Source organism: Microbacterium sp. CCH5-D1, from assembly GCF_001557335.1.
GTDB lineage: Bacteria > Actinomycetota > Actinomycetes > Actinomycetales > Microbacteriaceae > Microbacterium > Microbacterium oxydans.
Genome location: NZ_LSJW01000236.1, coordinates 1 through 25,250 on the forward strand (window position 1 = coordinate 1; position 25,250 = coordinate 25,250).

A 25,250-nucleotide genomic window follows, 5' to 3' on the forward strand; every position below is an offset into this window, starting at 1 on the left:
GGGTGGAGGGCGTGGGCCACGAGGCTGCCGGATACCCGCCGTATGGAGCGGAGATCGCACCGTTCGAGGGCACCGTCCCGGCGGGGGAGGCAGGCATCTGGTGCGCGAGCGTGTACGGCGGGGCGAAGGGCGCGGGTTCGAGGTCGGCCACGGTCCCGAGGGGCTGACCCGTGGCGGCGGTCGTCGGGACCCCGGGGTCCGTCGCCGCTGCGGGCGCCGTCGGGTCAGCAGCGACGTGCGCGTCCTCGGCAGTCGAGGTCGTGACCTCCGATTCCGTGACGGCAGCGGGGTGCCCGGTGACGACATGCTCCGTCCAGCTCAGCCCATCCCACCACCGTCGGTTCCCGGAGCCGTCGTCGTACCAGCCGGCAGGTGTTGTCATCAGGCGTTTCCGTGCGTCTTTCTCGGTCGGCGATTGCGTGGTGAGGTCGTCCTCGCGACGCCGGCCGTTCTGCGAGGGGCGGCCGTCAAAGATGACGGTAGCGCCGGGGACGCCCCTGTGTCGAATACCGGTTCGATCACACGAAGAAGGCCTCGAGACCATTGCCCTCGAGGCCTTCTTGAATTGAGCTGACGTCGCTCAGGGAACGAGGCAGGCCGTGATCGCCTCGGTATCGCTGAGCACCTCGGCGACACCGTACAGAGCGTCCGTGTCGGTGAGGTTGCCGTCGCTGTCCGCGATCGTGCGCAACGTCGCGTTGTCGAGATCCGAGGCCACGAGCAGATCCGCGAGGCAGGACACCTGGGGCTCCGTGTACCCCTCAGCGCCCGACGAGGCGAGGATGGCGGTCAGTCCCTGCGCCACCTCCGGCGAGGTCGGACGCACACCGGCGTCGGGCCCCTCGCTCTCCGGCGGTGCCGATGCCTCGATCGAGGGGGAGGAGGTGGGCAGCTTGTCGATCTCCTCGCTCACGCCCTGTGCGAAGGCGAAGAGGTAGACGAACGACATGATGATCCCGATGATGGTGCCGACGACCGCGAGGACGAGGCCCGCGATGCCCGGCCACTTCTTGCCCTTCAGGAAGAGCGAGATCAGCGAGACGACGAAGGCGGCCGCGAGCAGCACGAAGCCGATGAACCCGACGACCGGGATGAAGACCAGGATCGTGCCGAGCGCAGCGACACCGAGACCGACGAGCCCCAGGACCGAGAGCTTCTTCGGCTCCTCGGAGACCGGCTGCCCGTAGGGGGCGGCGGTGGGGTAGCCCGTCGTGGTGCCGGGGTACGCAGGTGCGACGCCGGGGTAGGCGTCCGTGGACTGTCCGGGCGCGGCTGCCGGGTATGCGGGAGGGGCCGCCGGCGCGGAGTAGGCGCCGAGGTCGTCGCCGAGCGGGGTCGTCGCGGCGGTCGCACCCGCAGCATCGACATCGCCCTGGTCCGCGGGGGCCGAGGAGCCGTGCTCCTCGGGAATGATCACCGTCTCCTCGGACGGACGGATCACCGTGTCTTCGATCGCCGTGTCTCCGATCACCGTCTCCTCGATGACCGTGTCCTCGATCGGCGTGGTCTCGGAGACGTTCGGCTCCTCAGAGGCCGACCCCGCATCCGTCGCCTCAGGGGCGAAGTGCTCCGTCCACTGCTGGCCGTCCCACCAGCGCTGCCGTCCGGATCCGTCGTCGTACCAACCTGCAGGTGTCGTCATGGCTCCCCCTCGAAAGAATTCGGCGACCGCTTCGTGCGGTCGGCATCTTCATGTATAGCAGTGGCAGGTGACGCGGCAGTGGCGTGTGCATGGGGAGCAATCCCCATCCGGGCCGAGGGATGACGTGCCTGTGCGGGGTGTCGCTCGCCGTCAGGGAAGCGCCCGCGCTTAGGCTCGTAGCGCCATGATTCGGTTCGAGAACGTCACGAAACGCTACCGCGGGACGTCGAAGCCCGCCCTCTCCGGTGTCGACTTCGAAGTGCAACGCGGGGAGTTCGTCTTCCTCGTCGGGGCCTCGGGTTCCGGCAAGTCGTCCTGCCTTCGCCTCATCCTGCGCGAGGACGTCCCCACCTCGGGACGGGTGGCGGTGCTCGGGAGGGACCTGCGAGCTCTCGCGAACCGCAAGGTGCCGTACTTCCGCCGCCATATCGGGTCGGTGTTCCAGGACTTCCGGCTCCTCCCGTCGAAGACCGTCCATCAGAACGTCGCGTTCACGCTCCAGGTGACCGGTGCCTCCCGCGGCTTCATCCAACAGGCGGTGCCTGAGGCTCTCGCTCTAGTGGGCCTCGACGGCAAGCAGAAGCGGATGCCCCACGAACTGTCGGGCGGTGAGCAGCAGCGCGTCGCCATCGCGCGCGCTCTCGTCAATCGGCCCCAGGTTCTGCTCGCCGATGAGCCGACCGGAAACCTCGACCCTGCGACCTCGGTCGACATCATGCAGCTGCTCGCCCGCATCAACGCGGGGGGCACCACGGTGCTGATGGCCACCCACGAGGCCGGTTTCGTCGATCAGATGCAGCGCCGCGTGATCGAGCTGCGCGACGGCGAGATGGTCCGCGATGAGGTGCATGGCGGATACGGCGACACGTCCAACATCCCGCGCCTCGTGCCAGAGGAAGTGCGTGGCGCGGCAGCCGCTGCCGCACTGACCGCCGTCCAGGAGGTGCAGCGCCAGACCGCCGATCTCTCGGTGGTGCGTGCCGCACTCGCAGAAGAGCTCGCCAGTCAGCGTCAGGCTGCGGCAGCAGTCGATCGCGACGGGGAGACGGTGGTTCCGCCCGCCCCGCGCACGGTCGAAGCGCCGGAGCCGCAGCCCGCGGTGCAGGAGGGCGCAGCTGCGAACGTCGTCGAGCCCCCCGCCGTGGTCGAGCCTCCCGCTGCCGTCGAACCTCCCGCGGTGGTCGAGCCGCCTTCGGCCGTCGAACCCGCTCCGGCCGCACGCCCGCGAACGCATCCGATCGTCCTGCCGACGGTCGACGTCGCCGAACTCGGTGTCGCGGATCGCCTCGGTCTCTCCGACGAGGACGACGAGGAAGTGGGCCCGACCTCATGAGAATCGGACTCATCCTGACCGAAGCCCTCGTCGGACTCCGGCGGAACATCTCGATGGTGATCTCCGTCGTGCTGGTCACCTTCGTGTCCCTGACCTTCGTGGGCGCCGCGATCCTCATGCAGGGGCAGATCGGCGTCATGCGCGGCTACTGGGCCGAGCGCGCCCAGGTGGCTGTGTACATGTGCTCGGCCGTGTCGGAATCCGAGACGTGTCTCGACGGTGCGGCGAGCGAGGAGCAGGTCGCAGCCGTGCGTGCGCAGCTCGAGGGCGATGCGCTCAAACCGCTCATCAGCTCGATGACCTTCGACACCAAGGAAGAGACCTACGCCAAACTCGTCGACCAGCTCGGCGCGGACCAGGCGAGCGTGCTCACTCCCGACCAGGCCTTCGAAGTGTTCTTCGTGACCATGAAGGATCCCGGCCAGTCCCAGGTGCTCGCCGAAGCCTTCAGCGGACAGGCTGGGGTCGAGCAGGTGAAGGATCAGCTGCAGTACCTGGAGCCCCTGTTCTCCGCTTTGACCGTCGCGACCTACATCGCGGTCGGGATCGCCGTACTCATGCTCATCGCCGCGACTCTCCTGATCGGCACGACGATCCGCCTGTCCGCGTATGCGAGGCGCAAGGAGATCGGCATCATGCGCCTCGTCGGAGCGTCCAACCGCTTCATCCAGACCCCGTTCGTGCTGGAGGGCGTGTTCGCGGCCTTCCTGGGGTCGGCCCTGGCCAGCGCCGCGGTCGTCGCCGGCGTGCACTTCGGCGTCAACGGCTATCTGCGGGGAAGGGTGCCGTTCATCACGACGTGGGTCACGATGCAGGACGCGGCACTGGTCGTCCCGGTGCTGATCGGCATCGGAGTGATCCTCGCCGCCCTGTCCGCGGGCTTCGCGATCCGACGCTGGCTGCGCACCTGATAGCCTGAAAGGCTGCTCGGTCGGATCGATCGATCGGGCTCATCACGGCAACAGGAGAGCATCATGCCCAGGGAACGCGGAGAGAAGGTCGTCGCGACCAATCGTCGCGCACGTCACGACTACGCCATCGAGAAGTCGTACGAGGCGGGGATGGTGCTCACCGGCACCGAGGTCAAGTCGCTGCGTCAGGGACGAGCCAACCTCAGCGACGGCTACGCGTTCGTCAAGGGGAACGAGGTCTTCCTCGACTCAGTGCACATCCCGGAGTACTCGCAGGGGCATTGGACGAACCATTCGGCCAAGCGCATCCGCAAGCTGCTGCTGCACCGTGAGGAGATCGCGAAGATCGCCCACGCCGTCTCGGCAGGGGGATACACCCTCATCCCGCTGAAGCTGTACTTCTCCGACGGTCGCGCCAAGGTCGAGATCGCCCTCGCCAAAGGTAAGCGCGAGTACGACAAACGACAGACCCTGCGTGAGCGTCAGGACACCCGCGAAGCCGACCGCGCCATGCGTCTGCGCAACCGCGTGGGGGAGTGACCCTCGCGGGGGAAGCCGTCCTCACAGACGCGGCTCGAAGCCGAACACACGGCCGAGGAACGTCAGCTCGCGCTCGAGGGCGTCGACGATCGTGTCGGCGCTGCGGAATCCGTGCCCCTCGGCGGGGTACAGCACATACTCGTGGTCGACTCCGCGTGCCGCGAGCGCGTCTCGGATCGCCTCGGACTGCGAGGGCGGAACCACGCGATCCTCGCCGCCCTGCAGCAGCAGCACGGGCGCGTCGATCCGGTCGGCGTGCGTGAGCGGTGAACGCTCCACGTACAGGTGCTCGTGCTCGGGGAGGGGGCCGACCAGACCGTCGATGTACGACGCCTCGAAATCGTGGGTCTCCGCGACGAGCATGCGCAGATCGGCGACCCCGTAGCGGCTGATCCCGGCAGCGAAGGCTCCGCCCCGCACCAGCGCCGACAGCACGGTCCAGCCGCCGGCCGACCCGCCGCGGATCGCGATCCGGTCGGGGTCGGCCAGGCCCGCGTCCGCCAGACCGCGGGCCGCGGCGATCACGTCGTCGACATCGACGATGCCCCACTGGCCGTCGAGACGTTCACGGTACGAGCGGCCATACCCCGTGGAACCTCCGTAGTTCACGTCGAGCACGCCGATGCCGCGGCTCGTGTAGAACGCGATCGCCTCGGACGCCGCCCCGGTCACGTGCGCCGTCGGCCCCCCGTGCACGAGGACGATGTAGGGCGGGAGCTCGTGATCGGGAGCCGTCGCGTGCGGGTTCGCCGGCGGGTACGCGAACGCGTGCACCTCTCCGTGCGGGCCCTGGATCTCGATCGGCATCGCAGCGGGCATCCACTGCGGATCGACCGGTTCGCCGCCGCGCACCGCCACGGTGGCACCCGATACGACGTCGACGCACCACAGCCCGGCGTTCGCACGCGAACCGTTGCCGGAGAGGAGCACGCGGGTGCCGTCGACATCGTCGACGCTCACATGGCCGTCTCCGGGGAACGAGATGACGTCGACGCGGTCGTCGGCAGCATCATCGGTATCGATCACCACGACCTCGTCGCGCCCGTTCGTCCGGACGGCGACGACGCGGCCGTCGTCGAGCAGCTGATACCAGCGGTTGCCGAGGACCCAGAGTCCATAGCCCGTGTCGGCGTCCGAGGGTGAGACCTGCCGTGCGGTGCCGACCGGGACCACACCGTCCAGGGAGATGCGCTGCAGGGCCCAGCGCCCACCCGGATCATCGGCGAAGAGCAACTCCGAGTCGCTCAGCCACTCCGGCTGCAGCGCCGCCCGTGAGGGGATCGTGCGCGGAGTGTCCTCACCGACCTCGGCGACCTGCACGTGCGCGTCCTCCCACGGCATGCGGCCCCTGTCCCACGCGACCCACGCGGCGCGGGTGCCGTCGGGGGAGAGCGCGGGGTGGGCGAAGAAACCATCGCCCTGCACGATCACCGTGATCGCGGACGCATCCTCGGCTGCGGAGCCGTCGAGCGGGATCTCGACGATCGCTCGGAGATGCGGCGTGCGGGAGAGGTCTTCGCGCACGGCCAGCAGTCGACCGGACTGCACACGCAGGCCGCCGTGGGAGGGCCCGGGAGGGGTGAGAGCAACGGGCTCGCCTCCCACGCTCAGACGATGAACCCGCTGGTCGTTCGCGTCGACGAAGTAGAGCGTGCCGTGCTCGTCCGCCGTCCACGCACCCCCGCCGTACTCGTGCACACGTGAGCGTGCGCTCCAGGGGGAGGGGAGGATCTCGGCTCCGGAGGAGCTCCGCACCGTCACGCGGCCCTTCTGGGCCGGCACCGACTCGCCCCACCAGATCTCCGAGCCGACGAAACGGCCGCCGTCGATGCGCGGTGAAGACGCGGCGACCGAGGCGGCGGAGAACGGGGATGACCAGGAACCGTAAGGGGACGACGACATGTGTCGAGCCTATGCGGCGTCGCACCGCGTGTGCGGCCACGCCGTGGGCCCGACCACTGTGGAAGCGCGCGAAGGGAAGACGGTCACCGACACGACCAGGCCCGGTCCGCGCTGACCGGATCGAGGGTCAGACGGCGCGGAGCACCGCCACGACCTTGCCGAGGACGACGGACTCGTCGCCGAGGATGGGTTCGAATGCCGAGTTGCGGGGGAGGAGCCAGGTGTGGCCGTCCCGGCGGCGCAGCACCTTGACCGTCGCCTCGCCATCGAGCATCGCCGCGACGATCTCGCCGTTCTCCGCGCTGTTCTGGGAGCGGACCACGACCCAGTCGCCGTCGCAGATGGCGGCGTCGATCATCGACTCGCCGGAGACCTTGAGCATGAACAGGTCGCCCTTGCCCACCAACTGGCGGGGGAGCGGGAAGATCTCCTCGACCTGCTGATCCGCGGTGATCGGCACGCCGGCGGCGATCCGTCCCACCAGGGGGACGAGCGCGGCGTCGCCTACGGGAGTCGCGACGTCGGCCGGGTTCTCGGTGCTGGCGCCCGGCAGATCGATGAGCACCTCCATCGCCCTGGTCTTCCCCGGGTCGCGGCGCAGGTAGCCACTCAGCTCGAGCTGTCCGAGCTGATGGGTGACGCTGGAGAGGGACTTGAGACCGACGGCGTCTCCGATTTCGCGCATGCTCGGCGGATAGCCGTGGTTCGCGATCGAGTTCTGGATGACCTCGAGGATCGCCATCTGCTTCGGGCTGAGGCTCTTCCGGCGGCGCGTGCGCGGTGCCTCCGACTCGGCGGCAGAGTTCTCGCTCATGGTGCTCCTTCAGTGCGTGATCCGACGTCCCTCTTCGAATGTCGGAGGCCCGTGGTGGGGTGTCCTTATCGAAACCGTATCCGAGAATCGGGCCGATCTGGAAGATCTGTTCGAGCGTGTCGGCCTCTTTCCCCGGTGTGGTTTCGAAGAATACTTGACAGATGTTCGAACTCGAAGATATCTTCGGTACGTAGCTTCGCATTCCCGGCTCCCGGCCGAGTCGTGAATGCGAACGCTACGCCAACTTCCCCGGCAGCCTCACCGCTCCGGGACAGGCTAAGGAGCACCACATGAGCAGCATCGGCTTCAGCACCGCAGCAGTCATCCCGGCATCGCCCCGTCCTTCGACGAGACTCCGGCTGACGACGCGTGGTCGCGCTGTACTGCTCGCCCTGGCGTCGGTGCCCCTCGCCGCCGGCATCGCGTTCGCGGCGCTCAGCGGCGGCAGCGCGGTCGCGTCGGGTGCCGACACCGCACCCGTCGGCGTCGAGACCGTCACCGTCATGCCCGGTGACACGCTCTGGTCCATCGCCACCGGCGTCGCGCCCGACGCCGACCCGCGCGATGTGATCGGCGACATCAGCCGGATGAACCTGTTGCGCGGTGGGGAGCTGCAGATCGGGCAGACTCTGGCGATCCCGGCTCAGTACGCGCGCTGATCCGGCGGAGGGCTCAGACGAGGAGTTCCTGGGGCGGCGACTTTGCGTCATCAACCTCAAGCGCCGCCTAGCATGGGAAGGGTGACCCTCTCCCTCAACGATCTCCCGCTACGTGACGATCTCCGCGGATTGAAGCCATACGGTGCTCCACAGGCGCCGCTTCCCATCGCGCTCAACGTGAATGAGAACACGCATCCGATCCCCGATGCGGTGGCGAGCGACATCCTCGATGACATCGCCGTCGCTATCCGTGATGTCAACCGCTACCCGGATCGTGAGTTCACCACGCTTCGCGAGTCTTTCGCGGAGTACCTGGGCCACGGTCTCGTCCCCGAGCAGATCTGGGCGGGGAACGGGTCCAATGAGGTGCTCCAGCACATCCTGCAGGCCTTCGGTGGCCCTGGTCGCACGGCTTTCGGGTTCGCGCCGACCTATTCGATGTACCCGCTCATCGCGCAGGGCACCGGTGCGCGGTGGATCGCCGGCACGCGTCAGCCCGACTACACCATCACTCCGGAGGAGGCGGCCGAGCAGGTGCGGGCCGCCGAGCCGGACGTGGTCATCCTCTGCTCTCCCAACAACCCCACCGGCACGCCACTCGGACTCGACGTCATCGAAGCGGTGTACGAGGCTGCCAGGGGCATAGTGATCGTCGACGAGGCCTACCAGGAGTTCGCGCCGCATGACGCGGTCTCCGCACTGACGCTGCTCGAGGGGCGGCCGCGTCTGGCCGTCTCGCGCACGATGAGCAAGGCCTTCGCGTTCGCCGGGGCCCGTGTCGGGTATCTCGCGGCCGACCCGGCGTTCATCGACGCGCTGCGGCTGGTGCGTCTGCCGTACCACCTGAGCGCACTCACCCAGGCGGCGGCCATCGCGGCGCTGCGCAATGCCGACGTCATGCTCGGCATGGTCGAGGAGATCGTCGAGCAGCGCGACCGCATCACGGCGACTCTCGAGGCGCTGGGTTACCAGCCGCACGAATCCTGGTCGAACTTCGTGCTGTTCGGTGGAGTCTCCGACCCGAAGGCCACCTGGCAGCAGCTGTACGACCAGGGGGTGCTGGTACGCGATGTCGGCATCCCAGGACACCTGAGGGTGAGCGCGGGCACCGAGGCCGAGACCACCGCGTTCCTCGATGCTCTGGCCTCGATAGGATCGGCTTCATGAGCACTTCCGCACCGACCCCGCGCACCGCGAGCCGTGTGCGCCGCACGTCGGAGTCCACCGTCGAGCTCGAGCTGAACCTCGACGGGACCGGCGCGAGCCACATCGACACCTCGGTGCCCTTCTTCGACCACATGCTCACGGCGTTCGCGAAGCACTCGCTGACCGACCTCACCGTGCGCGCTTCCGGTGACACCCACATCGACGCACACCACACCGTGGAAGACGTCTCGATCGTGCTCGGACAGGCGATCCTCGAAGCCCTCGGCGACAAGTCCGGCATCTCCCGGTACGGAGACGCACTCGTCCCCCTCGACGAGGCGCTCGCGCAGGCCGTGGTCGACATCTCGGGCCGCCCGTACCTCGTGCACACGGGGGAGCCCGAGGGGTTCGAGCACCACCTGATCGGCGGACACTTCACAGGGTCGCTCGTCCGCCACTCCTTCGAAGCCATCACGTTCAATGCCGCTCTCACGGTGCACGTGCGTGTGCTCGGCGGCCGAGACCCGCACCACATCGCGGAAGCGGAGTACAAGGCGTTCGCGCGTGCGTTCCGTCAGGCGAAGGCGCTGGATCCGCTCGTCGACGGCATTCCGTCCACCAAGGGCGCGCTGTGACGTCGGCTCCTCGCGTCGCGGTGTTCGACTACGAGTCGGGCAACGTCCACTCGGCCGTCAAGGCTCTCGTGGCTGCCGGTGCCGACGCCGTGCTGACGCGCGACCGCACCACCGCCCTCGAGGCGGACGGCCTGGTCGTTCCCGGCGTCGGCGCGTTCCAAGCGGTTCGCGATGCCCTGCGTGCGCACGGAGGCGACGAGATCATCGACCGCCGTCTGGCCGGTGGCCGTCCCGTCCTCGGCATCTGCGTCGGGATGCAGGTGCTGTTCGAGCACGGCGTCGAGCGTGGGCGTGACACCGCAGGGCTCGGAGAGTGGCCCGGAGCCGTCACCGAGCTCAACGCGCCGGTGCTTCCGCACATGGGCTGGAACACCGTCGCGCCCGGTTCCGACAGCGTGCTCTTCCGCGGCATCGAGCAGGAGCGCTTCTACTTCGTGCACTCCTACGCCGCCCAGTCCTGGCAGCTCGATGTCATTCCGCCGTTCCCGGAACCCGTCCTGACCTGGACGACCTACGGCGATCCCTTCCTCGCCGCCGTGGAGAACGGCCCGCTGTCGGCGACGCAGTTCCACCCGGAGAAGTCCGGCGAAGCAGGTATCCAGCTGCTGCGCAACTGGGTCGAGAGTCTCTGACGACGCCCGCCGACGTCACCCGTTTTGTTCCCCGCCGCCCGGCGGACTACCCTCGGTTCTCGTGCCCGCACCGGGCCGAAGAGCTTCCCGATCCAAGGACCCCATGAACGACTTCGCGCAGTCCCCCTCGCTCACGCTCCTTCCCGCGGTCGATGTCGCCGGGGGCAAGGCCGTCCGACTGACTCAGGGCGAGGCCGGAACCGAGACCAGCTATGGCGACCCGTTGGACGCCGCAGGGGAGTGGGTGTCGCAGGGCGCCTCCTGGATCCACCTGGTCGACCTCGACGCGGCCTTCGGTCGGGGCAGCAACGCGCCGATCCTGCGCAAGGTCATCAAGCAGTTCAAGGGCGTGAACATCGAGCTTTCGGGTGGTATCCGCGACGACGCGACGCTGGAGGCGGCTCTGGAGAGCGGCGCGACGCGGATCAACCTGGGCACGGCGGCGCTGGAGAATCCGGAGTGGGCTGCCGACGTGATCGGCCGTTACGGCGAGGCGATCGCCGTCGGTCTCGATGTGCGCGGAACGACGCTCGCCGCCCGCGGATGGACCAAGGAGGGCGGGGACCTCTGGGAGGTGCTCGACCGCCTCGAAGACGCCGGCTGCAGCCGCTACGTGGTCACCGACGTCACGAAGGACGGAACCCTCCGCGGTCCGAACCTCGACCTTCTCCGTGAGGTCACCTCCCGCACCCCTAAGCCGGTGGTCGCGTCAGGCGGCATCTCGAGCCTGGACGACATCGCCGCGCTCCGCGACCTCGTGCCGTTGGGCGTCGAGGGCGCGATCGTCGGCAAGGCACTCTACGCCGGCGCCTTCACGCTGGCTGAGGCACTGGATGTCGCAGGAGACTGACGCGCACGCGTGCGGCCCCGAGCCGCACAACCACGGCGATTCAGCAGGCGTCCCGTGGGAGGGGCGCAGCTTCGAGTCGAATCCGCACGCCGCGGACGACGGTTCCGCCGACCCCGCGCTGCTGGCGGCGCTGCTGCGCTTCCGCGCCGGCGAGGGCAGCCAGTCCGAGGTCGTCGACGCCTTCCGTGCCGCCCGTGTGCTGGTGCCCCTCATCGCGGAGAAGGGGGAGGAGGGGATCGCCCCCAACGGCCTCACCGTTGACAAGACGCAGGAGCTCTCCATCGTCACGGTCGCGGCTCCGGATGGTCGGCGCGTGCAGCCGGTGTTCTCGTCGGTCCAGGCGATGCAGGCGTGGGACCCGACGGCGCGACCCATCCCCGTCGAGGCTATCCGCGCGGCGCTGGCCGCCTCGTCGGAGGACACCGACCTGATCGTGCTCGACCCGACGTCCGACACCGAGTTCGTCATCCGGCGTCCTGCCGTGTGGGCGATCGCTCAGGAGCAGCGCTGGGAGCCGAGCTTCCTGTCGACCGAGGTGTTCACGGCGCTGCAGGAGAGCGTGGCCCACGAACTGGCCGTCATCGACGTGGCGGTGGCTTCCGGGGACCCCGACGCCCGTCTGCGCGGGCCCGAGCTCATCGTGGTCCTCGAGCTGGTCGACGGACTCGAACGCGAGGTGCTCGACGCCGTGCTCTCGCGTCTCGCGTCTCGCTGGGCATCGGACGACCGGATCGCCGTGCTCGTCGACTCCCTCACCGTGAAGCTCCGCCGCAGCGCCTGAACCGCTTCGCTACGCTCGGGGACATGCCCCGGACTCTGTTGCGAGCTCTCGCCGCCGTCGTGCTGCTCGGAGGCGCCGTCGCCGGCACTTCCGGCTGCGTGGTCAACGCGTGCCCGGCGATCGCCTACATCAGCACGGTCGTCGTCGACGTGAGCGCCTTCCCGGCGGCGACCGACCTCCAGTTCTGCGCGGACGGGCAGTGCTCACCGGGGCCGGGGGAGGATGCGAGCTCGTCCGCGAACCTGTTCTCGGCGTCTCCGTCGGCCGACGGCACATGGAGCATGTCCTTCGACATGTCCACGCCCGACCTGGTCGACATCCGGTTGTTCGATGCGCAGGGTGCCGTCATCCATGAGTCGGAACAGGAGATCTCCTGGACTCGCACCGAAGGGCAGTGCCCCGGCCCGGCCTCGGCCGACCCTCTGGTCGTCGAGCCCGCGGCAGCTAGTTGACCGGACCGGTCCACTTCTCGCCCGGTCCCTTGCCGATCGGATCGGGGATCGTGGACGCCTCGCGGAAGGCGAGCTGGAGTGAGCGGAGACCGTCGCGCAGGGACCGCGCGTGCATGTCGCTGATCTCCGGAGCGCCGGCGGTGATGAGCCCGGCGAGGGAGTTGATGAGCTTGCGCGCCTCGTCGAGGTCGAGCTGCGCTGCGGCGTCCGGATCGTCGGCGAGCCCGAGCTTGACGGCTGCCGCGCTCATGAGGTGCACGGCGGCGGTGGTGATCACCTCGACTGCGGGTACATCGGCGATGTCGCGGGTGGCCGACGATGCGGCCTCCTCCTGACGTGCCCAACGCTCTTCGCGCTCGCGTGCCGCCTCGTCCGGTGCCTGGTTCGTCACTTCGCCTTGCTTTCTGTTAGACTTTGGCGGGCTCCGGAGCGTCATGCTCCGGAACGAAAGAGGATTCACTTCCCACCCGCGCTTGCCGTTCAAGGCTACCGGGTCTTGCACTCCACCGGCTCCGTTCGAAAGAAGGAGCCGGTAGACAGGGTGCGGAGCCGGCGTCTGAATGCCGGTGGGTGGGGACGATTCCGATTTCGCCCGTGATGCAGACAGCGTCGCGGTGGCCGAATCACATCGTCTAAGGAGTTCCGCATCAGCGATCCCCGTACCAATGAGCGCATCCGCGTCCCCGAGGTCCGCCTCGTCGGCCCCGCGGGTGAGCAGATCGGCGTCGTCCGCATCGAAGCCGCACTGCGCCTCGCGCAGGAAGCCGATCTCGACCTCGTCGAGGTCGCCCCGAACTCGAAGCCGCCCGTCGTCAAGATCATGGACTACGGCAAGTTCAAGTACGAGGCCGCCCAGAAGGAAAAGGAAGCTCGCCGCAACCAGGCGAACACGATCCTCAAGGAAGTGCGCTTCCGTCTGAAGATCGAGGCTCACGACTACACGACCAAGCTCAAGCGTGCCGAGGGCTTCCTCAAGGCCGGCGACAAGGTCAAGGCCATGATCCTGTTCCGCGGTCGCGAGCAGTCGCGTCCCGAGCAGGGTGTGCGTCTGCTGCGCAAGTTCGCCGAGGATGTCGCCGAGTTCGGCACCGTCGAGTCGAACCCGACCATCGACGGTCGCAACATGGTGATGGTCGTGGCTCCGCTCAAGAGCAAGTCCGAGGCGAAGCAGGAGCAGAACGCCGTGCGCGATGCTCAGCGCGCGGACAAGAAGCAGGCTGCGCGCGAGGCGAAGAACGAGGCCGCCGCCACCACTGCGGAGTAGTACCCGCCCCAGAACTCCCGCACCGCGGGTTGACACCGTCGCCTGAGAAGGCGCCATACGAAGGAAGAGAAGATGCCGAAGCAGAAGACCCACTCGGGTGCTAAGAAGCGCTTCAAGATCACCGGCAGCGGAAAGCTGAAGAAGCAGCAGGCCGGGATGCGCCACAACCTCGAGCACAAGTCGAGCCGTCGCACGCGTCGTCTGAACCAGGACCAGGTCCTGTCGAAGGCTGACACCAAGGTCGCGAAGAAGCTTCTCGGTCGCTGACGCGCGCCGAACGCACGAATAGGAACACAGGAAAATGGCAAGAGTCAAGCGGGCAGTAAACGCCCACAAGAAGCGCCGGGTCATCCTCGAGCGCGCCTCCGGTTACCGCGGACAGCGTTCGCGCCTCTACCGCAAGGCCAAAGAGCAGGTCATCCACTCGCTGGTCTACTCGTACCGTGACCGTCGCAAGCGCAAGGGTGACTTCCGTCGTCTGTGGATCCAGCGCATCAACGCTGCGGCCCGCCAGAACGGCATGACGTACAACCGCTTCATCCAGGGCCTCGGCCTCGCGGGTGTCACGGTCGACCGTCGCATGCTCGCCGACCTCGCGGTCAACGACGCTGCCACGTTCACGACGCTGGTCGAGACGGCGAAGAAGGCTCTTCCCTCCGACGTCAACGCGCCGAAGTCGGCTGCGTAAGCACCTCTTCACACAGGGCGCTCTCCTTCGGGAGGGCGCCCTGTGGTGTTTTCCGGCGTGGCGAGGACTGCCGCGCGGCTGACCGCGAGGTCGACGAGAGCGGCCATGGCGACGGCACCCGCGTAGACGAGGATGTCGCGTCCATCGAATCCGGAGCCGAGGACGAGGCGGATCGGGGGGAGTGCCGATCCCCACTCGCGAGGGATACCGGTGAGCTGGAACAGTTCGACGCCGGCGCAGAACACGAAGGAGACGAGGGCCGGCGCGAGGGGGCGGCACCGCGCGGCGATCAGGGCGACGAGCAGATAGATGAGCACGGCGTACAGCGCATCGCCGATGACGTCGCCCACGACCCCGCCCCCACTGCGATGGATGACGAGCCCGATCGCGACCGTCGCGACGGCGAGCACTGCGAGGACGATCCGCCGACGGGAGCTCCTCACCGCGGCATCGATCGTCATGCAGGCACCCTACCCGGATGGTGCGGGAGAGGGCCGTGCGTTCCCTAGACTGTGATCGTGCTGGAGAACCCCCGTTCGCCCCGAGTCCGTGCTGTCGCGAAGCTGACCAAACGCAGCGCGAGGACTGAGACAGGCCTGTTCCTTCTGGAGGGCCCGCAGTCGGTGCGCGAGGCGCTCACCTACCGTCCCGAGGCGATCGTCGAGCTCTTCGCGACGCCGAACGGCTGGGAGCGGCACCCCGACATCCGCGCGAAGGCCGCAGAGGCGGACATCGAGGTCGAGTACGTCACCGAGTACGTGCTCAACGCCATGGCCGACACCGTCACACCGCAAGGCCTCGTCGCCGTCGTGCAGCAGACGCCGACGTCGGTGCGCGACATCTTCGACGCCTCGCCGCGACTGGTGGCGATCTGCGAGGAGGTACGGGATCCAGGGAACCTCGGCACGATCATCCGGGCAGCAGATGCCGCGGGTGCGGATGCCGTCGTCCTGACCGGTCGCACCGTCGATCCGTACAACCCGAAGGTGGTGCGCGCGACCACAGGGTCCCTGTTCCACCTTCCCGTCTCGGTCGGGGGCGACCTCGCCGAAGTCGTGAAGCGTGCTCACGCCGCAGGTCTGCGCATCCTCGCGGCGGATGTGAAGGGGGATGACCTGCTGGAAGCGCGCGCGGAGGGCGTGCTGGCCGAGCCGACGGGATGGCTCTTCGGCAACGAGGCGCGCGGACTCGAAGACGAGGCGCTGGATCTCGCGGACCGCGTGCTCAAGCTTCCGATCTTCGGCCGAGCCGAGTCGCTCAATCTGGCGACGGCCGCCAGCGTCTGCCTGTATGAAAGCGCATTCGCTCAGCGGGCGACGTCCGTCGACTGAGGTGACGGACGCCGGGGGAAGCGGGAAGCGGAGTCGATGAGGATTCTGATCGTCGAAGACGACGACCGGGTCGCAGGCGCACTGGAGGCGTTTCTCGCCCGGTCCGGGTACGCGACCGTCCGTGCGGCGGATGGAGCGTCTGCACTGGGTCTTCTCGGAGCGGACACCGAGGTGGTGCTGCTCGATCTCGGTCTGCCCGACGTCGACGGGGTCGACCTGTGTCGCCGGATCAGGGGCCGCTCCGAGGTCCCGATCGTGATCGTGACCGCCCGCAGCCAGGTCGCGGAGCGCATCAAAGGGCTCCGCGCCGGAGCCGATGACTTCGTGGTGAAGCCCTACGATGTGCACGAGCTCCTGGCGCGGATCGAGGCGGTCACACGGCGATCCAGGCCGATGAGGCCCGAGGCGGATGCGCGCGTCCTGCTCCACGGAGGCGGCGTGCAGGTCGATCTGATCGCTCGCCAGGTGCTGGTCGACGGCGCGGCCGTCGACCTCACGCGCAAGGAGTTCGACATCATCGCCGTCCTGGCCCGCTACCCGGGAGTGGCGGTGCCGAAGGACCGGCTGATCCGCGAGGTGTGGAACACCGACTGGCGAGGATTCGGCCATTCTCTGGAGGTGCACGTCGGGGCGATCAGGAAGAAGACCGGGGTCCGCGGGGTCATCGAGACGGTCCGCGGGGTCGGCTATCGGCTGGCAGGGTCCTGAGTCGTGCGTCGTCGCCTCATCCTCGTGTTCCTGATACCGCTCGTCGCGATCCTGGCCGGACTCGGCGGTGCCGCGGGGTGGAGCGCCGCCCAGAGCGTGCAGCAGGCGTTCTATGCGCAGCAGATCGGCGACCTCGGCTACTTCGTCACGAGCGCGCGCCAGGCTCTGCGCTCCGGCAGTGCTGCCGTGATCGAGGCGGAGGTGGAGCGGTTCCGCGAGGTCTACGGGATCGAGGTGACCGTGTTCGATCTCGGGGGCGGCGTGTGGGCCGCAGCGGATCAGGACCCGGCGGTGCTTCGCGAAGACGATGCCGAGCGCGTCAAGCTGGCGCTCTCCGGTCGACGAGCCGAGCAGCCGACGGTGGTGTTCCCGTGGAGCGTCTCGGATTCCGCATTGGCCGAGCCGGTGTTCGATGACGGTGACGTGATAGGCGCCGTGCTCGTCGCCGGAGATGTGGCGGCTCCGCGCGCCGCGATCCTGCACCAGCTCCTGCTCATCTCGGCGATCGCGGGCGTGCTCATCGCGCTCGGCGTGCTCCTGGTGTTCCGGCTCGCGCGTTGGGTGCTCTCGCCGGTGCGCCGTCTTGACGAGGCCATGGTCGCGATCGAGCGCGGCGAGATGGACGCGCGCGTTGCTGCGGACGACGGTCCGCCGGAGCTCCGCCGCATGGCGCAGGTGTTCAACGGCATGGCCGACGAGATCGAACGGGTGATGACGAGGCAGCAGGAGTTCGCGCTCAACGCCTCACACGAACTGCGCAACCCCCTCAATGCTCTGCTACTGAGAGTGGAGCATCTGGCGACGGGACTCGGCGACGAGTGGCAGGGCGACGTCGAGGAGACGAGGGAGGAGGGGCGCCGGATGACCCGCATCCTCGAGACACTTCTCGGCCTCGCGCGCGGCGGCCGTGGCGACTCGACCGTCTCCGCTGTGGATCTGGCGACTCTGGCCGCTCGTCGCCGGGAAGCATGGCGCGATGTCGCGGCTCAGCGCGGAGTCGGGCTGCGCTCCACCGGTGTGTCATCGGTGATGAGCGTGACCGACCGCACGATCGTGGAGAGCGCGCTGGATGCCGTGATCGACAATGCCGTGAAGTTCTCGCCCGAGGGGGCGCACATCGAGATCGGGGCGAGACGGGAAGGAAGCGTCTGTCGGATCACGGTCCGCGATCACGGCCCGGGCCTCACCGACGAGCAGGCAGCTGCGGCGACCGACCGGTTCTGGCGCAACGCCGACACCGGGGACACACCGGGGTCAGGACTCGGGCTGGCGATCGCGAGCGATCTGCTGGAGACGATCGGGGGAGAGCTGGCGGTCTCTTCGGCACAGGGTGGCGGACTCGAGGTCGCGCTCGTCCTGCACGACGGGTCCACGCCATGAGGTCGGCCGCCAGGGGACTTCTCGCGGGAGGACTCGCGTTCGTGCTGCTGACCGGGTTGACCGCGTGCGTCCCTCGCTCCGACGAGTGGAGCGACGTCGAGTACGCGATCGCCAGCGGGGGCTCGACCGGTGTGTACTACGACTACGGCAGCCACCTGGCGGAAGAGCTGTCGGACCGGCTGGACCTCCGGATGGTCGCGCAGGAGACCGCGGGATCGGTCGACAACCTGCTGCGGGTGAGTTCGGGCGAGGCCCTGCTCGGATTCGCGCAGGGGGATGCCGCCGCCGACGCGGTGTCGGGCACCGGCGCCTTCGAGCGGCCGTTGGAGGTGGAGGCTCTCGCCCGCCTGTACGACGAGTACGTTCAGGTCGTGGTGCGGGGGGATTCGGACATCGACGACATCGGCGATCTTGCCGGCCGCACCATCTCCCTCGGCGCCGAGAACTCCGGCGTCAACGTGATCGCCGGCCGAGTGCTCGACGCGGCAGGCGTCGCGCTCGATTCCGTCCGCGACCCCCAGCTCGACCTCAGCGCGTCGATCGGTGCGATGGAGCGTGGTGAGATCGACGGCTTCTTCTGGGTTGGGGGCCTGCCCACTCCCGGCGTGGCCGAACTGTCCTCGCGGGCTCCGGTGCGTCTGCTCCCGATCGAGCCCGAGTGGGTCAATGCCGTGAACGAACGGTACTCGCATGCCTATCGGCAGGCCGATGTCCCCGCGGGGACATACGGCCTGCCGGACTCCGCGCCGACGATGGCCGTTCCCAACTATCTCGTCACCGCCGCGTCCACGCCGGATGCCGTCGTGCACGATGTCCTGGCCGGGCTCTTCGACGCGCGACTGCGCATCGCGGGGGAGGTGCCGACCGCGGCGCTGCTGGATCGGCGCTCGGCGATCTTCACCGGTCCGGTCCCTCTCCACGATGGTGCGATCGACTACTACCGCGACCTGCGCGGTTGACTGCTCAAGAAATCCTCAAGAAGTCTGACAGCGGGGCCGGCGCTCTGCCATTGTGAGGTCGATCGCGCACGATCGTCGCCTGCTGCACAACTGTCTTTGGCGCATCGCAGCAGGACGATTCCGCGGCCCGTGGGGGCGGGCCGCGGGGTACCCATGCACAGCAGCATTGGTGCCGCGATCAGGTGATTACGAACGTGTAAATCTCACCGAGGTGCCTGGAGACCCGCGCCCGACGTGGCTAGTTTGGAGAAATGATGACCTCTGATACCCCGCTCGTCGTGGTCGAGAACGTCCAGAAGCACTACGGCGACTTCCAGGCGCTCACCGACATCGATCTGACCGTGAACTCGGGGGAGGTCGTCGTCGTGATCGGCCCGTCCGGCTCCGGGAAGTCGACACTGTGCCGCACGATCAACCGCTTGGAGACGATCACCAGCGGGAGCATCCGCATCGACGGCAAGGAGCTCCCGGCCGAGGGCAAGGGCCTGGCTCATCTGCGCGCCGACGTCGGCATGGTCTTCCAGTCGTTCAACCTCTTCGCCCACCTCACGATCCTCGAGAACGTGACTCTCGGGCCGATCAAGGTGCGCGGCATCAAGAAGGCCGACGCCGAGAAGGAGGCGATGATGCTGCTTGAGCGCGTCGGCGTGGCCCAGCAGGCCTCGAAGCTCCCTGCCCAGCTCTCCGGTGGTCAGCAGCAGCGCGTGGCCATCGCCCGCGCTCTCGCGATGCAGCCCAAGGTGATGCTGTTCGACGAGCCCACCAGTGCGCTCGACCCCGAGATGATCAACGAGGTGCTCGACGTCATGGTCGAACTCGCCCAGGACGGGATGACGATGATCGTCGTCACGCACGAGATGGGCTTCGCGCGCAAGGCCGCCGACCGCGTCGTGTTCATGGCGGACGGACGGATCGTGGAGGAGGCGACTCCCGAGGAGTTCTTCACGAACCCGAAGAGCGATCGCGCCAAGGACTTCCTCTCGAAGCTCCTCACGCACTGACGCGCCCGCACACTCACACACAGACCCTGCACACACAGCACACGAAGGAGACGCACATGCGACGCACACGGACACTGGCAGGCATCGGAATCGCGGCAGCCGCGCTGCTGACGCTCACCGCCTGCAACAGCGGAACCCCGTCCAGCACGGGAGCCCCGGAAGGCGGCGACGAAGGTGACTCCTCCAGCAGCACGCCCTGGACCGTCCTGACCGACGTCAGCATCGACGGCAGCCCGACGTTCGACCGGATCGAGTCGTCCGGAAAGATCAAGGTCGGCGTCAAGGAGGACCAGCCCGGTCTCGGCTACCTCGACCCCGTGACCGGTGACCGCACCGGATTCGACGTCGACATCGCCCGCTGGATGGCGGCATCGCTCGGTGTCGACCCGGAGAAGATCGAGTTCCAGGCGATCGCCTCCGCGAACCGCGAGCAGGCCATCGTGAACGGCGACATCGACTACTACGTCGGCACCTACTCCATCACCGACAAGCGCAAGGAGCAGATCTCCTTCGCCGGTCCGTACTTCGTCACCGGTCAGGGCCTCCTCGTGGCAGCTGACAGCGATATCAAGAGCGTCGACGACCTCGACTCCTCGACGACCGTCTGCTCGGCGACCGGCTCGACGCCGATCCAGAACATCAAGACGAACTACCCCGACGTGCCCACCAAGGAGTACGACACGTACTCGAAGTGCGTCGAGGACCTGAAGAACGGCCAGGTGGACGCGGTCACCACCGATGAGGCGATCCTCATCGGCTACGCGGCTCAGGACCCGGACAACCTCAAGGTCGTCGGTGAGCCCTTCAGCGAGGAGCGCTACGGCATCGGCGTCGCCAAGGGTGACGACGCCCTCGTGGAGTACTTCAACACGCAGCTGACCGACGGTGGCGAGATCTGGCAGCAGATCTTCGACAACAACCTCGGCGCCTCCGGCGTCAAGGCGACGCAGCCCGAGGTCGACCCGGTCGGTTGATCTCCGCGGGGCGGTCGGCATGGTCGGCCGCCCCGCTCATGCAGGACACTTTCGAGAACCCGAATCGACAGGAGCAGCAGTGGGAGTCATCTCCGACCACCTCGACCTCTGGGGAGAGGCACTGTGGGGAACCATCGTGCTGTTCCTCGGCGGCGGCATCATCGCGCTGGTCCTCGGACTCATCGTCGGGGCCGCACGTGTCTCGCCGGTTCCGATCGCCCGCGCCGTCGGTGGCGTGTACGTGAACTGGATCCGCAACACACCGCTGACCCTGGTCATGTTCTTCTTCGCCTTCTGCCTTCCGATCCTGCTGGGGGAGCGGGTGAACTCCCTGCTGCTGGCCGTGATCGCGCTCGGCATCTACACCGCGACCTATGTGGCGGAGGCGCTGCGAGCCGGCATCAACACCGTGCCGGTCGGCCAGGCGGAAGCCGCACGGGCGATCGGCCTGAACTTCGGCCAGGTCATGCGCTACGTGGTGCTGCCGCAGGCGACGCGCTCCGTCGTCCCGCCCATGATGAGCGTGCTCATCGCCCTCATGAAGAACACCACGGTGGCCGCAGGGTTCTCGGTCGTCAACCTCGGCACCATCCGCGCGGCGCTCAGCGAACGCGGTGAGAACGCGCTCGTCGTGCTCCTGTGGGTCATGGTCCTGTTCGTGGTGCTGGTGCTGCTGCTCGCCTGGGTGCAGCGCGTTCTCGAGAACAAGTGGAGGATCGCGCGATGAGTTCCGTCCTTTTCGACGTCCCCGGCCCCCGTGCCGTCGCCCGCAACAGGCTCATCGGAGTCGCCACGGTGCTCGTGGTCCTCGCGGTGCTCGGCTGGGTGGTGTGGAGGCTGTTCGCCACCGGGCAGTTCTCCGCAGAGAAGTGGAACATCTTCACGTTCTCCGCGGTCTGGGTCCGCTTCGGCGAAGGCCTGCTGGCCACGCTGGCCGCGTTCGCGGTCGCCGGCGTCGGATCCATCGTCCTCGGTTTCCTTCTCGGCATCGGCCGCCTCTCGGAGCACGCCTGGGTGCGTGAGCCGGTCCGGTGGATCATCGAGGTGCTGCGAGCGGTGCCCGTGCTCATCCTCATGATGCTGCTGTACTACGGCCTTCCGGTGATCGGCGTGAAGATGCCGCCGTACTGGGCCGTCGTGATCGCCCTGATCGTCTACAACGGCTCCGTGCTCGCCGAGGTGCTCCGTGCCGGGATCGAGTCGCTGCCGCGCGGGCAGAAGGAGGCCGGCTACGCGATCGGACTGCGGAAGACCGGGGTGATGTACTTCATCCTGATCCCGCAGGCCGTCCGGGCCATGATGCCGGTGATCATCGCGCAGCTCGTCGTGGCGCTCAAGGACACCGCGCTCGGCTTCATCATCACGTACAAGGAGCTCCTCTACGTCATCAACCAGATCGGCAACCAGGCGCCCTACGGCTCCCCGCTGATCCCCGCGGCGATCGTCGGCGGATCGATGTACGTGGCCGTGTGTCTCCTGCTCTCCTACATCGCCTACCGCCTGCAGAAGCGTGCCAAGCGCTCGCCGAAGGCAGGGCCTGCGGTGCCGGATCCCCGCCAGCACGGAGGCGAGACCAACACCTCGCTCATCGTGCTGCAGGGAGATGGGTCCGAGAAGGCGCGCTGATCCGCGAAAGGGACCCGCACGCCCCCGGTAGACTCGATTCTCGTGTCAGAGTCTCCTGAAATCACCCCGGAAGCGGTCGAGTCCGCTGTTGCCGATGCCCTCGCGGCGATCGCCGCAGCCGCCGACACCGCCGAGCTGAAAGCAGCCCGCGCCGCACACGTCGCCGACGGATCGCCGCTCGCGGTACTGAACGCCTCGATGCGCCAGGTCGCTCCCGAGAACAAGGCCGCATTCGGCAAGCTCGTGGGCCAGGGGAGAGGGCAGGTGACCCAGGCGCTGGCCGCGAAGGAGGCCGAGCTCGCCGAGGCCGAGGTCGCCGCGCGCCTCGAGTCCGAGCGGGTGGACATCACCGCCGTGCCCTCGCGCACGCGCGTCGGCGCCCGACACCCGCTCACGCTCCTGCAGGACCAGGTGTGCGACATCTTCGTCGGCATGGGCTGGGAGATCGCGGAGGGACCGGAGCTCGAGCACGAGTGGTTCAACTTCGACGCACTGAACTTCGATGTGGACCACCCCGCACGCCAGGAGCAGGACACGTTCTACGTGGACCCGCCCTCGCGTCACCTCGTGATGCGCACGCACACGAGCCCGGTGCAGGTGCGCTCGATGCTCGACCGCGAGGTGCCCATCTACGTGCTGTGCCCCGGCCGGGTGTATCGCACCGACGAGTTCGACGCCACGCACCTGCCGGTGTTCACGCAGTTCGAGGGACTCGTGATCGACAAGGGCATCACGATGGCGCACCTCAAGGGCACGCTCGACCACTTCGCGAAGCTGCTCTTCGGCCCCGAGGCCAAGACGCGCTTCCGCACCAACTACTTCCCCTTCACCGAGCCGTCCGCCGAGCTCGATCTGTGGCACCCCACCTTCAAGGGCGGTGCGCGCTGGATCGAGTGGGGCGGCTGCGGCATGGTCAACCCGAACGTGCTGCGCGCGGCAGGGATCGATCCGGAGGAATACAGCGGCTTCGCGTTCGGCATGGGCATCGAGCGGGGCCTGATGTTCCGCAGCGACGTCCAGGACATGCGCGACATGGCCGAGGGCGATGTCCGATTCAGCGAGCAGTACGGGATGGTGGTGTGATGCGCGTCCCGCTTTCGTGGTTGCGTGAGTACGTCGATCTGGCAGCGGACGCCACGCCCGAGGATGTCCTCGCGGCCCTGGTGACCGTCGGCTTCGAAGAGGAGGACGTGCACCGCTTCGACATCACGGGCCCCGTGGTGGTCGGCCAAGTCGTCTCGCTCGAGCCGGAGCCCCAGTCCAACGGCAAGACCATCAACTGGTGCCAGGTCGACGTCGGCGAGGCGAACGGCGGCATCCGTGGCATCGTCTGCGGCGCGCACAACTTCGTCGTCGGGGACAAGGTCGTCGTGACCCTGCCCGGTGCGGTGCTGCCCGGTCCGTTCCCGATCGCCGCCCGCAAGACCTACGGTCATGTGTCGGACGGCATGATCGCCTCTGCGCGCGAGCTGGGACTCGGTGACGAGCACAACGGCATCGTCGTGCTGTCCGACCTCGGCATCGATGCGCCCGTCGGCACCGACGCGATCGCCCTGCTCGGCCTCGACGACGTCGCGGTGGAGATCAACGTCACGCCCGACCGCGGTTACGCCTTCTCCCTGCGCGGGGTGGCTCGTGAGTACGCGCACGCGACCGGAGCGACCTTCCACGACCCGGCGGAGCGCGACTTCGCCGAACTCCAGCCGGGCACCGGACACACGACCGTGGTCGACGACGTCGCACCTGTGCGTGGGAACGTCGGCGCCAGCGAGTTCGTGACCCGCGTCGTCCGCGACGTCGATCCCTCACGTCCGACTCCTCCGTGGATGGTGGCGCGGCTCAGCCTCGCCGGCATGCGGTCGCTGGGCGTGCTCATCGACATCACCAACTACGTGATGCTCGAGCTCGGACAGCCGCTGCATGGCTACGACCTCGACAAGCTCACCGGGGGGATCACGGTTCGCCGCGCGCACGAGGGCGAGAAGATGACCACCCTCGACGGCGTCGAGCGCGCGCTGCACACCGAAGACCTGCTCATCACAGACGAGTCGGGTCCGATCGGTCTGGCCGGCGTCATGGGCGGCGGTACGACGGAGATGAGCGACTCCACCCGGAACGTGATGATCGAGGCGGCGAGCTTCGACCCGACCACGATCGCCCGTTCGGCTCGTCGTCACAAGCTGCCCAGTGAGGCGTCCAAGCGTTTCGAGCGCGGCGTCGACCCGCTGATCCCCTTCGTCGCGGCCCGGCGCGCGGCCGACCTCATGGTCGAGTTCGCCGGGGGCACGCTCACGGAGGAGGGCGGCGCACTGTTCACCGAGGTCTTCGTCGCGGAGATCGAGCTGCCCGCCGGCTTCGTGCAGGGGCTCATCGGCGTCGACTACACCGATGAAGAGATCACCGGTGCGCTGACGACGATCGGCGCGGAGGTCAGCCCTTCGACCGGCTCAGGGACCCAGGGCGGGTGGACGGTCATCCCGCCGACCTGGCGCCCCGACCTCACCGACAAGTGGACGCTCGCCGAGGAAGTCGCCCGCATCCACGGGCTCGACCGCATCCCCTCGGTGCTGCCGACGCCTCCCTCCGGGCGCGGCCTCACCGCGCACCAGCAGGGCCGCCGCCGCGTGGCCGATGCTCTGGCTGCTGCGGGGCTGGTCGAGACGCCGTCGTTCCCGTTCACCACGGAGGCGCAGAACGATCTGCACGGCTCCGCGTCGGGCGAGCACCTGCCGAGCATCCGTCTGGCGAATCCGCTCGACGGGCAGGCGCCGTACCTGCGCCGGTCGCTGATCCCCGGTCTGCTGCAGACCGCGCACCGCAACATCTCCCGCGGGCTCACCGACCTCGCGATCTTCGAGACCGGGGTGGTCTTCCTGCCCGAGCCGGGTGTGCAGTACGGCACCGATGAGGTGCCGCCGCTGGGGGAGCGTCCGTCCGACGAGACGCTCGCGGAGCTGAACGCCTCGATCCCGCCACAGCACCGGTTCGTCTCCGGACTCCTCACCGGCCATGTCGCACCGCG

29 protein-coding genes are annotated in these 25,250 nt (G+C 68.2%); 23 read left to right on the plus strand and 6 right to left on the minus strand.

Annotated features, from left to right (window positions below):
* The coding region (locus tag AX744_RS21050; RefSeq protein ID WP_231728820.1) for a DUF2510 domain-containing protein at window positions 1-382 on the minus strand (382 nt) is incomplete at its 3' end.
* Window positions 383-580: 198 nt separating this feature from the next.
* Window positions 581-1,642 (minus strand): DUF2510 domain-containing protein, encoded by a 1,062-nt coding sequence (locus AX744_RS13845; protein WP_061017517.1) that lies wholly within the window; start codon window positions 1,640-1,642, stop codon window positions 581-583.
* 184 nt (window positions 1,643-1,826) lie between these two features.
* Between AX744_RS13845 and ftsE the strand changes: the two genes are divergently transcribed.
* The 3 genes from ftsE (at window position 1,827) to smpB (ending at window position 4,426) form a co-directional block, all read left to right on the plus strand.
* Complete coding sequence (gene ftsE / locus AX744_RS13850; RefSeq protein ID WP_046749006.1) at window positions 1,827-2,975, plus strand: cell division ATP-binding protein FtsE; 1,149 nt, start codon at window positions 1,827-1,829, stop codon at window positions 2,973-2,975.
* Window positions 2,972-3,886: a permease-like cell division protein FtsX gene (ftsX, locus tag AX744_RS13855; protein ID WP_046749007.1), complete on the plus strand. Its 915-nt coding sequence runs from the start codon at window positions 2,972-2,974 to the stop codon at window positions 3,884-3,886. The genes ftsE and ftsX overlap by 4 nt, the downstream gene beginning before the upstream one ends.
* Window positions 3,887-3,949: 63 nt before the next feature.
* On the plus strand, window positions 3,950-4,426 hold the full coding sequence (gene smpB, locus AX744_RS13860; protein WP_046749008.1) for an SsrA-binding protein SmpB: 477 nt from the start codon (window positions 3,950-3,952) through the stop codon (window positions 4,424-4,426).
* A gap of 21 nt (window positions 4,427-4,447) precedes the next feature.
* On the opposite strand, the gene AX744_RS13865 is transcribed toward smpB, so the two are convergent.
* Entirely contained in the window at window positions 4,448-6,328 is a 1,881-nt protein-coding gene (locus AX744_RS13865; RefSeq protein ID WP_061017518.1) for a S9 family peptidase, read from the minus strand.
* Window positions 6,329-6,455: 127 nt separating this feature from the next.
* Window positions 6,456-7,142 carry a transcriptional repressor LexA gene (gene lexA / locus AX744_RS13870; RefSeq protein WP_046749010.1) on the minus strand — a complete coding sequence of 229 codons (687 nt, stop codon included), beginning with the start codon at window positions 7,140-7,142 and terminating at the stop codon, window positions 6,456-6,458.
* A 290-nt stretch (window positions 7,143-7,432) separates the two neighbouring features.
* Here lexA and AX744_RS13875 point away from each other — a divergent pair, with 290 nt between their 5' ends.
* The 7 genes from AX744_RS13875 (at window position 7,433) to AX744_RS13905 (ending at window position 12,297) form a co-directional block, all read left to right on the plus strand.
* Window positions 7,433-7,801: a LysM peptidoglycan-binding domain-containing protein gene (locus AX744_RS13875; protein ID WP_046749011.1), complete on the plus strand. Its 369-nt coding sequence runs from the start codon at window positions 7,433-7,435 to the stop codon at window positions 7,799-7,801.
* 81 nt (window positions 7,802-7,882) lie between these two features.
* On the plus strand, window positions 7,883-8,968 hold the full coding sequence (locus tag AX744_RS13880; protein ID WP_058632208.1) for a histidinol-phosphate transaminase: 1,086 nt from the start codon (window positions 7,883-7,885) through the stop codon (window positions 8,966-8,968).
* Window positions 8,965-9,582 (plus strand): imidazoleglycerol-phosphate dehydratase HisB, encoded by a 618-nt coding sequence (gene hisB / locus AX744_RS13885; RefSeq protein ID WP_046749013.1) that lies wholly within the window; start codon window positions 8,965-8,967, stop codon window positions 9,580-9,582. The genes AX744_RS13880 and hisB overlap by 4 nt, the downstream gene beginning before the upstream one ends.
* Window positions 9,579-10,214 (plus strand): imidazole glycerol phosphate synthase subunit HisH, encoded by a 636-nt coding sequence (gene hisH, locus AX744_RS13890; RefSeq protein ID WP_058632209.1) that lies wholly within the window; start codon window positions 9,579-9,581, stop codon window positions 10,212-10,214. Before hisB ends, hisH begins: the two co-directional genes overlap by 4 nt.
* A 103-nt stretch (window positions 10,215-10,317) precedes the next feature.
* Window positions 10,318-11,064 carry a bifunctional 1-(5-phosphoribosyl)-5-((5-phosphoribosylamino)methylideneamino)imidazole-4-carboxamide isomerase/phosphoribosylanthranilate isomerase PriA gene (gene priA / locus AX744_RS13895; protein ID WP_046749015.1) on the plus strand — a complete coding sequence of 249 codons (747 nt, stop codon included), beginning with the start codon at window positions 10,318-10,320 and terminating at the stop codon, window positions 11,062-11,064.
* Window positions 11,048-11,845: an SseB family protein gene (locus tag AX744_RS13900; RefSeq protein ID WP_046749016.1), complete on the plus strand. Its 798-nt coding sequence runs from the start codon at window positions 11,048-11,050 to the stop codon at window positions 11,843-11,845. The genes priA and AX744_RS13900 overlap by 17 nt, the downstream gene beginning before the upstream one ends.
* A 23-nt stretch (window positions 11,846-11,868) precedes the next feature.
* Entirely contained in the window at window positions 11,869-12,297 is a 429-nt protein-coding gene (locus tag AX744_RS13905) for a hypothetical protein (RefSeq protein ID WP_058632210.1), read from the plus strand.
* On the opposite strand, the gene AX744_RS13910 is transcribed toward AX744_RS13905, so the two are convergent.
* On the minus strand, window positions 12,290-12,688 hold the full coding sequence (locus tag AX744_RS13910) for a DUF1844 domain-containing protein (RefSeq protein WP_046749018.1): 399 nt from the start codon (window positions 12,686-12,688) through the stop codon (window positions 12,290-12,292). The two genes, AX744_RS13905 and AX744_RS13910, sit on opposite strands and share 8 nt — an antisense overlap.
* Before the next feature lie 231 nt (window positions 12,689-12,919).
* Here AX744_RS13910 and infC point away from each other — a divergent pair, with 231 nt between their 5' ends.
* The 3 genes from infC to rplT all read left to right on the plus strand — a co-directional run bounded on the left by infC (window position 12,920) and on the right by rplT (window position 14,249).
* Window positions 12,920-13,561 carry a translation initiation factor IF-3 gene (gene infC / locus AX744_RS13915; protein WP_082108707.1) on the plus strand — a complete coding sequence of 214 codons (642 nt, stop codon included), beginning with the start codon at window positions 12,920-12,922 and terminating at the stop codon, window positions 13,559-13,561.
* A 72-nt stretch (window positions 13,562-13,633) separates the two neighbouring features.
* Window positions 13,634-13,828 carry a 50S ribosomal protein L35 gene (rpmI, locus tag AX744_RS13920; protein WP_017828564.1) on the plus strand — a complete coding sequence of 65 codons (195 nt, stop codon included), beginning with the start codon at window positions 13,634-13,636 and terminating at the stop codon, window positions 13,826-13,828.
* A gap of 34 nt (window positions 13,829-13,862) precedes the next feature.
* A complete protein-coding gene (gene rplT, locus AX744_RS13925; protein ID WP_017202428.1) occupies window positions 13,863-14,249 on the plus strand; it encodes a 50S ribosomal protein L20 in 387 nt (128 codons plus the stop codon).
* Between the two features lie 8 nt (window positions 14,250-14,257).
* On the opposite strand, the gene AX744_RS13930 is transcribed toward rplT, so the two are convergent.
* Window positions 14,258-14,710 carry a ribosomal maturation YjgA family protein gene (locus AX744_RS13930; protein WP_082738533.1) on the minus strand — a complete coding sequence of 151 codons (453 nt, stop codon included), beginning with the start codon at window positions 14,708-14,710 and terminating at the stop codon, window positions 14,258-14,260.
* A 57-nt stretch (window positions 14,711-14,767) separates the two neighbouring features.
* Between AX744_RS13930 and AX744_RS13935 the strand changes: the two genes are divergently transcribed.
* The 10 genes from AX744_RS13935 to pheT form a co-directional block, all read left to right on the plus strand.
* Entirely contained in the window at window positions 14,768-15,580 is an 813-nt protein-coding gene (locus AX744_RS13935; protein ID WP_045263330.1) for a TrmH family RNA methyltransferase, read from the plus strand.
* Between the two features lie 36 nt (window positions 15,581-15,616).
* A complete protein-coding gene (locus AX744_RS13940) occupies window positions 15,617-16,288 on the plus strand; it encodes a response regulator transcription factor (RefSeq protein ID WP_061017520.1) in 672 nt (223 codons plus the stop codon).
* 3 nt (window positions 16,289-16,291) lie between these two features.
* Complete coding sequence (locus tag AX744_RS13945; RefSeq protein WP_058632211.1) at window positions 16,292-17,668, plus strand: sensor histidine kinase; 1,377 nt, start codon at window positions 16,292-16,294, stop codon at window positions 17,666-17,668.
* Window positions 17,665-18,627, plus strand: coding sequence for a TAXI family TRAP transporter solute-binding subunit (locus tag AX744_RS13950; RefSeq protein ID WP_046749023.1), 963 nt, complete (start codon window positions 17,665-17,667; stop codon window positions 18,625-18,627). The genes AX744_RS13945 and AX744_RS13950 overlap by 4 nt, the downstream gene beginning before the upstream one ends.
* Before the next feature lie 254 nt (window positions 18,628-18,881).
* A complete protein-coding gene (locus tag AX744_RS13955; RefSeq protein ID WP_045263329.1) occupies window positions 18,882-19,628 on the plus strand; it encodes an amino acid ABC transporter ATP-binding protein in 747 nt (248 codons plus the stop codon).
* 56 nt (window positions 19,629-19,684) lie between these two features.
* The gene (locus AX744_RS13960; protein ID WP_046749024.1) at window positions 19,685-20,602 is read left to right on the plus strand and encodes a glutamate ABC transporter substrate-binding protein; all 918 of its coding nucleotides are present in this window, start codon (window positions 19,685-19,687) and stop codon (window positions 20,600-20,602) included.
* Window positions 20,603-20,681: 79 nt separating this feature from the next.
* Entirely contained in the window at window positions 20,682-21,329 is a 648-nt protein-coding gene (locus tag AX744_RS13965; RefSeq protein ID WP_046749025.1) for an amino acid ABC transporter permease, read from the plus strand.
* Complete coding sequence (locus AX744_RS13970; RefSeq protein ID WP_141370101.1) at window positions 21,326-22,228, plus strand: amino acid ABC transporter permease; 903 nt, start codon at window positions 21,326-21,328, stop codon at window positions 22,226-22,228. The genes AX744_RS13965 and AX744_RS13970 overlap by 4 nt, the downstream gene beginning before the upstream one ends.
* Before the next feature lie 42 nt (window positions 22,229-22,270).
* The gene (gene pheS / locus AX744_RS13975) at window positions 22,271-23,311 is read left to right on the plus strand and encodes a phenylalanine--tRNA ligase subunit alpha (protein WP_046749026.1); all 1,041 of its coding nucleotides are present in this window, start codon (window positions 22,271-22,273) and stop codon (window positions 23,309-23,311) included.
* Window positions 23,311-25,250 (plus strand): phenylalanine--tRNA ligase subunit beta (gene pheT, locus AX744_RS13980; RefSeq protein WP_061017523.1); only part of this gene is annotated, 1,940 nt, incomplete at its 3' end. The genes pheS and pheT, both read left to right, overlap by 1 nt.

What these genes read in the sequence shown, in the direction of transcription:
- rpmI (WP_017828564.1), top strand. Translation starts at nt 13,634, where the DNA reads ATGCCGAAGCAGAAGACCCACTCGGGTGCTAAGAAGCGCTTCAAGATC.
- AX744_RS13970 (WP_141370101.1), top strand. Translation starts at nt 21,326, where the DNA reads ATGAGTTCCGTCCTTTTCGACGTCCCCGGCCCCCGTGCCGTCGCCCGC.
- priA (WP_046749015.1), top strand. Translation starts at nt 10,318, where the DNA reads ATGAACGACTTCGCGCAGTCCCCCTCGCTCACGCTCCTTCCCGCGGTC.
- ftsE (WP_046749006.1), top strand. Translation starts at nt 1,827, where the DNA reads ATGATTCGGTTCGAGAACGTCACGAAACGCTACCGCGGGACGTCGAAG.
- AX744_RS13955 (WP_045263329.1), top strand. Translation starts at nt 18,882, where the DNA reads ATGACCTCTGATACCCCGCTCGTCGTGGTCGAGAACGTCCAGAAGCAC.
- AX744_RS13900 (WP_046749016.1), top strand. Translation starts at nt 11,048, where the DNA reads ATGTCGCAGGAGACTGACGCGCACGCGTGCGGCCCCGAGCCGCACAAC.
- AX744_RS13950 (WP_046749023.1), top strand. Translation starts at nt 17,665, where the DNA reads ATGAGGTCGGCCGCCAGGGGACTTCTCGCGGGAGGACTCGCGTTCGTG.
- AX744_RS13875 (WP_046749011.1), top strand. Translation starts at nt 7,433, where the DNA reads ATGAGCAGCATCGGCTTCAGCACCGCAGCAGTCATCCCGGCATCGCCC.
- AX744_RS13845 (WP_061017517.1), bottom strand. Translation starts at nt 1,642, where the DNA reads ATGACGACACCTGCAGGTTGGTACGACGACGGATCCGGACGGCAGCGC.
- hisB (WP_046749013.1), top strand. Translation starts at nt 8,965, where the DNA reads ATGAGCACTTCCGCACCGACCCCGCGCACCGCGAGCCGTGTGCGCCGC.
- AX744_RS13905 (WP_058632210.1), top strand. Translation starts at nt 11,869, where the DNA reads ATGCCCCGGACTCTGTTGCGAGCTCTCGCCGCCGTCGTGCTGCTCGGA.
- lexA (WP_046749010.1), bottom strand. Translation starts at nt 7,142, where the DNA reads ATGAGCGAGAACTCTGCCGCCGAGTCGGAGGCACCGCGCACGCGCCGC.
- AX744_RS13940 (WP_061017520.1), top strand. Translation starts at nt 15,617, where the DNA reads ATGAGGATTCTGATCGTCGAAGACGACGACCGGGTCGCAGGCGCACTG.
- AX744_RS13960 (WP_046749024.1), top strand. Translation starts at nt 19,685, where the DNA reads ATGCGACGCACACGGACACTGGCAGGCATCGGAATCGCGGCAGCCGCG.
- smpB (WP_046749008.1), top strand. Translation starts at nt 3,950, where the DNA reads ATGCCCAGGGAACGCGGAGAGAAGGTCGTCGCGACCAATCGTCGCGCA.
- rplT (WP_017202428.1), top strand. Translation starts at nt 13,863, where the DNA reads ATGGCAAGAGTCAAGCGGGCAGTAAACGCCCACAAGAAGCGCCGGGTC.
- AX744_RS13930 (WP_082738533.1), bottom strand. Translation starts at nt 14,710, where the DNA reads ATGACGATCGATGCCGCGGTGAGGAGCTCCCGTCGGCGGATCGTCCTC.
- ftsX (WP_046749007.1), top strand. Translation starts at nt 2,972, where the DNA reads ATGAGAATCGGACTCATCCTGACCGAAGCCCTCGTCGGACTCCGGCGG.
- AX744_RS13865 (WP_061017518.1), bottom strand. Translation starts at nt 6,328, where the DNA reads ATGTCGTCGTCCCCTTACGGTTCCTGGTCATCCCCGTTCTCCGCCGCC.